Below are 7,126 nucleotides of genomic sequence, written 5' to 3' on the forward strand. Positions count from 1 at the left end.
GAAATGGGTTCCTCGGATATCAGAGCGGGCGACGGCGCGGTCGCACCCTGCACGGGTGCGTGGATTGAAATCCTGACCGCGTGCCAGAGGAGGTCTATGCCGAGTATGTCGCCCCCCGCGCGGGGGAGTGGGGTGGAATCCTCGCTGCAACTGTCCTGCAGCAAATCTGCCGGTCGGCCCCTGCGCAGACGTGTGGATCGAAATTTTCTGCGCCGGAGCGGTGTTGTTTGCGGTGGCGGTCATCCCCACGCGGGTGCAGGGGTCAAGAGATGGCGGGAGATACCCGGCGGCGGGGATGCAGCCGCGCCCCGCACGGGCGCGAGAGGGAAAACTCCGGCTGCGACGCCATCCTGGGCAGGCGGCAGCTGTTGCGCCCTGTGGCGGCCGCGAGGAGTGAAATCTTGGCCCGGCGAGGGGGAGAGCCCGCCAGCGACAGTTTGCGGGTGGGTAGACAGAAAATGATTGCCCCTTCTCCGCCCCTGCACCCATAGGCCGTGGCATCCCATGCGGGTGTGGCGGCGGGAATGCGGCCTGGGCGAACGCCCCTTCTGCCGATTCATCGGGCCCTCTTCCCCCTGAGAAAGAAGAAAAGAGAGAGCGCCCCCGAGGGCAGGCTGCTGCCTCCCGGGGGCGCTTGTGGTTTTTCTTCTTCCTCCCGCTAAAGAGGGGACAGAGGGGGAGGAGGGATGAGACACATCCGGCCGCCCCCGCCTGACTTGGCCCGCTGTCCCCACCGAGAGAGGGGCGGCCTAGCTTTCCCTTGTCCCCCGCTCTAAAAGGGCGATGGCCGGTTAGGGGAGCAGATCGCTGGGGAGAGACGAGGGGGCGGTCCCCGCCCTGTCAGAGGGGGAGGAGAGTGCCCTCGAAGGGGAACGGGGCCGCCCTTGTTCTCCTCAATGGGCACTGCCCGAGAAAAGACGGCTTTTCGCCATCTGCTGAGCTGCTCCCCCTGGAAAAGAAGAAAAGAGAGAGCGCCCCCGAGGGCAGGTTGCTGCCTCCTGGGGGCGCTTGTGGTTTTTCTTCGCCCTCCCGCCAAAGAGGGGACAGAGGGGGAGGAGGGATGAGACACATCCGGCCGCCCCCCGCCTGGCTTGGCCCGCTGTCCCCACCGGGAGAGGGGCGGCCTGGCTTTCCCTTGTTCCCGCTCTAAAAGGGCGATGGCCGGTCAGGGGAGCAGGTCGCTGGGGAGAGACGAGGGGGTGGTCCCACGCCCTGACAGAGGGGGAGAGAGCGGTCTCTGCCGGCCGTGCCCCACCCGGTTTCGCCCCCCGCCTTTCACCGGGGGAGCGCGCCTGCCCTTTGGCACCATTCTTTCAAAAAAGAAGGTTGGCGGGCCCCGTTGAGCCGTGTCCGACAGCCGGGGAGTTCCCTCTCCGGGGAAGGGCGGGGAGCCCGTTCTCCTAAAACCATTGTCCTTTTTACTTGGGGGGAAAGCACCTCGCCTGGGAGGAGGACCCGCTGCCCCGCCTGAGGTGTGCGCTAAAGACAGCGCCGCTTCAGGGGGGGAGAGGTCCCCCAGTTGTGCGGGTTTCCTGCTATCCCTCCCGCCAGGCGGCCTCCCGCTGGGCCAGGGCCTGCCAGAGCGCCTCCCCCTGCTCGGGGTGGTCGATGAGGTCGCTGTAAGTGATGAAGTAGACGGTGTTTCCCCGCCGGGCAGCGCACTCGAACCCGGAGCAGTAGGCCTCGTCAAAGCCGGGGGCCTGCACCGCAGCAAAGGCGCTGGGATCTCGGGCAAAGGGCGCTTCGGCCAGCAGCAGGGGGAGGAGGGCCCGGGCCTCCTTTTCGCTCCCCAGGCGGTAGACCTGCTGGTAGAGCCAGGGGCTCTGCTCCCCCTCCCGCAAAAATTCGCGGGTCTGCCACTGCTCGGCTTGCAGGGAGCGGGTGTGGGAGAGGGTGCTCTCGCCCCCCTTCACCGGCAGGGCGGTGCGCTCCCCCCGGTGGCCCAGGTCGCCCAGCAGCAGATAGGGCCCCTGGGGGGTCTGGGGCAGGGGAGCGGGGCGGCCGGCCGCCCACTGGACGGCAGCCAGGCAGGCAAAGGCGGCGCAGCCGGCCAGCAGCGCCCCGCGAATGGCCCGGTAGAGCCGCTGCCGCCTGCCCGGCGCGTGGTCCAGGGGGATCCCCCGGCGCAGCCGCCGGTAGAGAAGGCCGGTGCGCACCTGGCCGCAGAGCAGGGCAACCAGTTCCCGCAGCAGAAAGAGGGCGAGGGCCGCCACCAGGGCGGTTTCGGTCACCCAGGCCAGCCGCAGAGAGACCGCCCACCGGCCCAGGGCGCTGCCGACGCCGCCAAAGAGGGCGGCCCCCATCGCCAATTGCAGGGCAGCCAGCAGCAGAAAGGGCAGCCAGCCCAACAGGTAGTTTCGCCGCAGGGCCTTCAGGGTGTCGGCCTGCTGGCGGGAGTCGCTGTAAAGCTCGGGTGCGTCGCTGCCCTCGGGGGCGCAAAAGACGTTCACCAGCCCGCCCCGGCTCACAAAGCGCCAGCCGCAGGCCTCGTAGAGGGAGCGCTGCTCCTCGGGCAGCTCGCTGCTCTCGTCAAAGACCCCGGGGCAGGAGAGCTCCACCCGGTAGCGCAGCCGGGCGGGCTCCCCCCGGCGAAAGCGGCTCAGCCAGGCCCCCCGCTTCTCCAACAGCCAGCCGCGGGCCGCCATCTCGGCGTAAAACTGCTCATTTTCCCCCAGGGCGTAGTCCCCGGGGTGAAACCGGTATCGCCTCTTCACTGGCACCCCTCCAATCCCGCTCCGTCCTCCACCATCTGTTTGAGCCGCCGGTACTCGCCCACCAGGGCCTGGCGTCCGGCGGGGGTCAGGGCGTAGACCTTTCGCCGCTCCCCCTCGGCCGTCAGGGCGATGAGCCCCTCCTTTTTCATCCGCGCCAGCAGCCCGTAAAGGGTGCCCGGCCCCATCTCCAACCGCCCGCCCGAGAGGGCGCGCACCCGCTGCATGACGGCGTAGCCGTGACCCGGCTCGGCCAGGGCCAGCAGGGCGTAGTACATGGCCTCGCTCATGGGCTGTGTCTCGGACACCGCGCTCCCCCCTCTCCAACTATTACGCGACGCGATATATCGCCTAATAGAATGATAGCAGAGATCGCCGCCCCTGGCAATAGGGAGGGGCGGGTTCAGGGAGAAGAGGGAAAAGCCCCTTCGCGCCCTCGACACCCTGCAAAGGGGGGAGGGCAGGGGCGCGAAAATTTCCACTGTCCTCCGCTTTCCCTGCCACGGAGATGCAGAGCCCATATGTTTCCCTCTGCTGGCAGGCAGGGCAGGGGGCGCGGCTCCCCAACGCCGCTTTCCACCTCTTCTGACTGTGCGGGCGGCTTCTATTCCGGTTCGGCGCTCCCCTTTCAAGGAAACAGGCGGGGATGTCGCCCAGAGGGGGACGCGCTCACTCCCGGACCGCCGTTTTTCTCTGCGGGTGCTCCCCGACAGCAGTCATCCGAAAGGGGAGGCTGTCGAGAGGCCCCGTGCCCTCTCCACTCCTCCCCAGCTATCCCCATACGGGCGCTCTCCCCACCAGTTCCCCCCAAAAAAGAAACAGACAGGCTGTATCCCAGTCCGTCTGTCCCTTGGAAAAGTCTACCGTTCAGCGCCTTCCTCCAGCAGGTAGACGTCCTTGCTGGACTGGTGGGCGGTGTGGGCGTAGAAGGAGGATGACCCCGCCGTAAAAGACCAGCGGCGCCACCCAGGAGCCGGTCCAGTCGAAGAGGGCGCCGAAGAGCAGCGGCCCCACCGCCGAGAGGGGGTAGCCCGCCGACTGGGCCATCCCCATACGGGCGCTCTCCCCACCAGTCCCCCCCCCCAAAAAAAACAGACAGGCCGTCTCCGACCCGTCTGTCCCTTGGAAAAGCCTACCGTTCAGCGCCCCCGTCCAGCAGGTAGACGTCCTTGCTGGACTGGTGGGCGGTGTAGGCGTAGAGGAGGATGACCCCGCCGTAAAAGACCAGCGGCGCGACCCAGGAGCCGGTCCAGTCGAAGAGGGCGCCGAAGAGCAGCGGCCCCACCGCCGAGAGGAGGTAGCCCGCCGACTGGGCCATCCCCGAGATGGCGGCGGTCTCCTCCCCGCCCCGGCAGCGGCAGACGAAGAAGGAGAGGGCCAGGCTGAGGGAGGCGGTCTGGGCAAACCCCAGGCAGAGCAGGCAGGGCGTCAGCACCCAGAGCCCCCGCCCGAAGCAGAGCCCCAAAAAGCCCACCGCAAAGAGGGCGGTGACGGTGTCGGCGATCCGCCGCTGGTCCCGCTGCCGGTCGGCCAGCAGGGGGATGAAGAAGGCCGCGGGCAGCCCCACCAACTGCATGGCCGTCAGCAGCCCGCCCGACTGCTCCACCGTCACCCCCCGCCCCAGGAGGATGGAGGGCAGCCAGGCGATGATGGCGTAGAAGAGGAGGGACTGGCTGCCCATGCAGAGGGTGATCTTCCAGGCCAGGGGGTCGCGGAGCATCCGCCGGAAGAGGTCGCCCCCGCCGGCGCCCTGCTGGTCCGCGCTCCCCTTCAGCTGGGGCAGCCAGAGGAGGGTGGCGGGCACTGCCAGCACCAGCAGCGAGGCCAGGGCGTTTTTCCAGCCCAGCCCCAGCCCGGCGGCCAGGGGGACGCTGACCCCCGAGCCCGCGGCGGCAAAGACCGACATGGCGGTGGTGTAGACGCTCATCATGGTGCCCGCGCGGGTGGGGAAGTCCTCTTTAATGATGCTGGGGATCAGCACGTTGCTCACCGCGATGCCCGAGCCGATGAGGAGGGTGCCCAGATAGAGCCCCCAGACCCCGCAGTAGGAGCGGATGACCAGCCCGGCCACGGTGGCCACCATCCCCCCAAAGACGGCCTGGGGCCCGCCGAACCGGCGGCCGAGGCGGCTGACAAAGGGGGAGACCAACCCGAAGCAGAGCAGGGGCAGGGTGGTGATCATCCCCGTCCAGGTGCCCGAGAGGCCGGTGTCCCCCTGGATGGTGGGCACCAGCGGCCCCACCGAGGTGATGGGGGCGCGCAGGTTGCAGGCGATGAGGACGATGCCCAGGACCAGCAGGCTCTGTTTGCGCTTGTCGTTCAAGAGAGATCCGCTCCTTTTTTCCAAAAATATCCCTTTCATTCTAGCACAGAGCGGCCCCCGAGGGGACAGCCTGTGCAAAAAAACGACAAAAATATTTCCTTCCTCCTTGCCATTGTCGCCGCCAGGCGGTAAGATGGGACAACACACCCCAAAAGGGGAGGAGGAGGAGACGGCTATGGAGGTAGAGGTGAGGCGGTTTCGGGAGGAGGACCTGCCGGCGGTGCACCGGCTGATCCTGCGGGCCCTGCGGGAGGTCAACGCCCGGGATTACCCCCCCGCGCGCATCGAGGAGATGGCCGCCGGCCTGAGCCCCGACACCCTGCGGGAGCGGGCCCGCCAGGGGCACAGCTATGTGGCCTGCTTGGGCGGGCGGCCGGTGGGCTGCGGCACCATCGCCCCCTACTGGGGCAGTGTGCGGGAGAGCATCCTCCTCACCGTCTTTGTCTCCCCGGAGGTGCAGGGCCGCGGGGTGGGGCGGGCGATCATCCGGGCGCTGGAGGGGGACGTCTACTTCCTGCGCGCCCAGCGGGTGGAGGTGCCCGCCTCCCTCACCGCCTGGCCCTTCTACCAGAAGATGGGCTACCGCTTCAAGGGCGGGGCCATGCAGGTGGACGAGGGGGGCTGCGTGCGGATGGAGAAGTTCCCCCCGCAAGGGAGGGGGGAAGGGCGGTGAGGCCGATCTCCATCTTAAATGCCACCGAGGGGAACCTGCAAAACCTCTCCCTGGACATCCCGCGGGAGAAGCTGGTGGTCCTCACCGGGCCCTCGGGTGCGGGCAAGTCGACTTTGGCCGTCGATCTGCTCCACCGGGAGTGCCAGCGCCAGTATCTGGAGGCCATGGCCCTTCAGGGGATCGCCAAGCCGGGGGTGGAGCGGGTGAGCGGCACCTGCCCGGCGGTGCTCATCGCCCCCCGCACCGGCACCGCCGGGCCCCGCTCCACCCTGGGGACGGCCACCGGCATCTACACCGACCTGCGGATGCTCTTTGAAAAGCTGGCCTGCCAGCCCTGCCCCCACTGCGGTCAGACCATCCGCCCGGCCCTCTACCCCCAGGAGGTGGAGCGGGTGGGGGACGAGTACCACAGTCATCTCCTCTGTCCCCACTGCGGCCGGCGGGTGCGGCTGCTGGGGCGCAGCGACTACTCCCACAACACCGAGGCGGGGGCCTGCGAGGGCTGCCGGGGGCTGGGGGTCTCGCTGCAGCCCGACCTGGGGCGGCTGCTGCGGGAGGACCGCGCCCTGGAGGAGGGGGCGGTGGCCCCCTGGGAGGGGCGCTACGGCGAGTACCAGGCCCAGCGGTTTGGCCGGGCGGCCCAGCGCCTGCACATCCCCCTGAAGGAGGGGACCCCCCTCTCCGCCTACACTCCCCGGCAGCGGGCCCTCCTCTTGGAGGGGGACGGGAAGGGGGGCGATTTTGAGGGGGTGCTCCCCAACCTCTGGCGGCGCTACGCCGAAAAGAAGGGGGCCGCCTCCCGGCTGGAGGGGTACTTCACCCGCCAGACCTGCCCGGCCTGCGGCGGCGAGCGGCTGAAATCGGCCCCCCGCCGCGCCACCTTGGGGGGGATGCGGCTGCCCCAGTTGGCGGGCCTCTCCCTGGCCCGGCTGGCCGGGTGGCTGGCAGCGCTCGGCGGCCAACTGGAAGGCCCCGAGCGGGCCCTGGCCGCCCCCTACCTGCGGGACCTGGGGACCAAGCTGGGGCGGCTCGAGCGGCTGGGGCTGGGCTACCTGACCCTGGAGAGGCCCTCCGCCACCCTCTCGGGGGGCGAGAGCCAGCGCGTCCGCCTGGCCGCCGCCCTGGCCGCCGAGATCACCGGCATCCTCTACATCTTGGACGAGCCCACCGCCGGGCTGCACCCGGCGGATACGGCCGGTCTCATCGCCGCCCTGCGGGAGCTGCGGGACGGGGGGAACACCGTCCTGGTCATCGAGCACGACCTGGAGGTGATGGCCGCCGCCGACTGGGTCGTCGACCTGGGGCCCGGGGCCGGGCGGCAGGGCGGGCGGCTCTGCGGCGTGGGTCCCCTGGAGCGGCTGCGGGGGATCGAGGGCTCCCCCACCGGCCGCTGGCTGCGGGCCGCCCACGGCCCCCCAC

6 protein-coding genes are annotated in these 7,126 nt (G+C 69.6%); 2 read left to right on the plus strand and 4 right to left on the minus strand.

All coding sequences use genetic code 11. From position 1 onward, the window contains the following. Positions 1-1,535: 1,535 nt before the first annotated feature. From KQI11_RS07830 to KQI11_RS07845, 4 genes are all read right to left on the minus strand, one after another. Positions 1,536-2,714, minus strand: a complete 1,179-nt coding sequence (locus KQI11_RS07830; RefSeq protein ID WP_216401718.1) for a DUF2812 domain-containing protein — start codon at positions 2,712-2,714, stop codon at positions 1,536-1,538. Further along, positions 2,711-3,019: a PadR family transcriptional regulator gene (locus KQI11_RS07835; protein WP_353653939.1), complete on the minus strand. Its 309-nt coding sequence runs from the start codon at positions 3,017-3,019 to the stop codon at positions 2,711-2,713. Before KQI11_RS07835 ends, KQI11_RS07830 begins: the two co-directional genes overlap by 4 nt. A 559-nt stretch (positions 3,020-3,578) precedes the next feature. Continuing rightward, positions 3,579-3,764, minus strand: coding sequence for a hypothetical protein (locus KQI11_RS07840; protein WP_216401719.1), 186 nt, complete (start codon positions 3,762-3,764; stop codon positions 3,579-3,581). Between the two features lie 79 nt (positions 3,765-3,843). Next, a complete protein-coding gene (locus KQI11_RS07845; RefSeq protein WP_216401720.1) occupies positions 3,844-5,034 on the minus strand; it encodes a CynX/NimT family MFS transporter in 1,191 nt (396 codons plus the stop codon). Positions 5,035-5,209: 175 nt separating this feature from the next. Between KQI11_RS07845 and KQI11_RS07850 the strand changes: the two genes are divergently transcribed. Continuing rightward, positions 5,210-5,707, plus strand: coding sequence for a GNAT family N-acetyltransferase (locus KQI11_RS07850; protein WP_216401721.1), 498 nt, complete (start codon positions 5,210-5,212; stop codon positions 5,705-5,707). Beyond that, positions 5,704-7,126, plus strand: a 1,423-nt coding sequence (locus KQI11_RS07855; protein ID WP_353653940.1) for an ATP-binding cassette domain-containing protein, incomplete at its 3' end; no start/stop codon positions are given. The genes KQI11_RS07850 and KQI11_RS07855, both read left to right, overlap by 4 nt.

Source organism: Acetanaerobacterium sp. MSJ-12 (assembly GCF_018917875.1).
Classification (GTDB): Bacteria; Bacillota; Clostridia; order Oscillospirales; family Ruminococcaceae; genus Bittarella; species Bittarella massiliensis.

What these genes read in the sequence shown, in the direction of transcription:
- KQI11_RS07840 (WP_216401719.1), bottom strand. Translation starts at nt 3,764, where the DNA reads ATGGGGATGGCCCAGTCGGCGGGCTACCCCCTCTCGGCGGTGGGGCCG.
- KQI11_RS07850 (WP_216401721.1), top strand. Translation starts at nt 5,210, where the DNA reads ATGGAGGTAGAGGTGAGGCGGTTTCGGGAGGAGGACCTGCCGGCGGTG.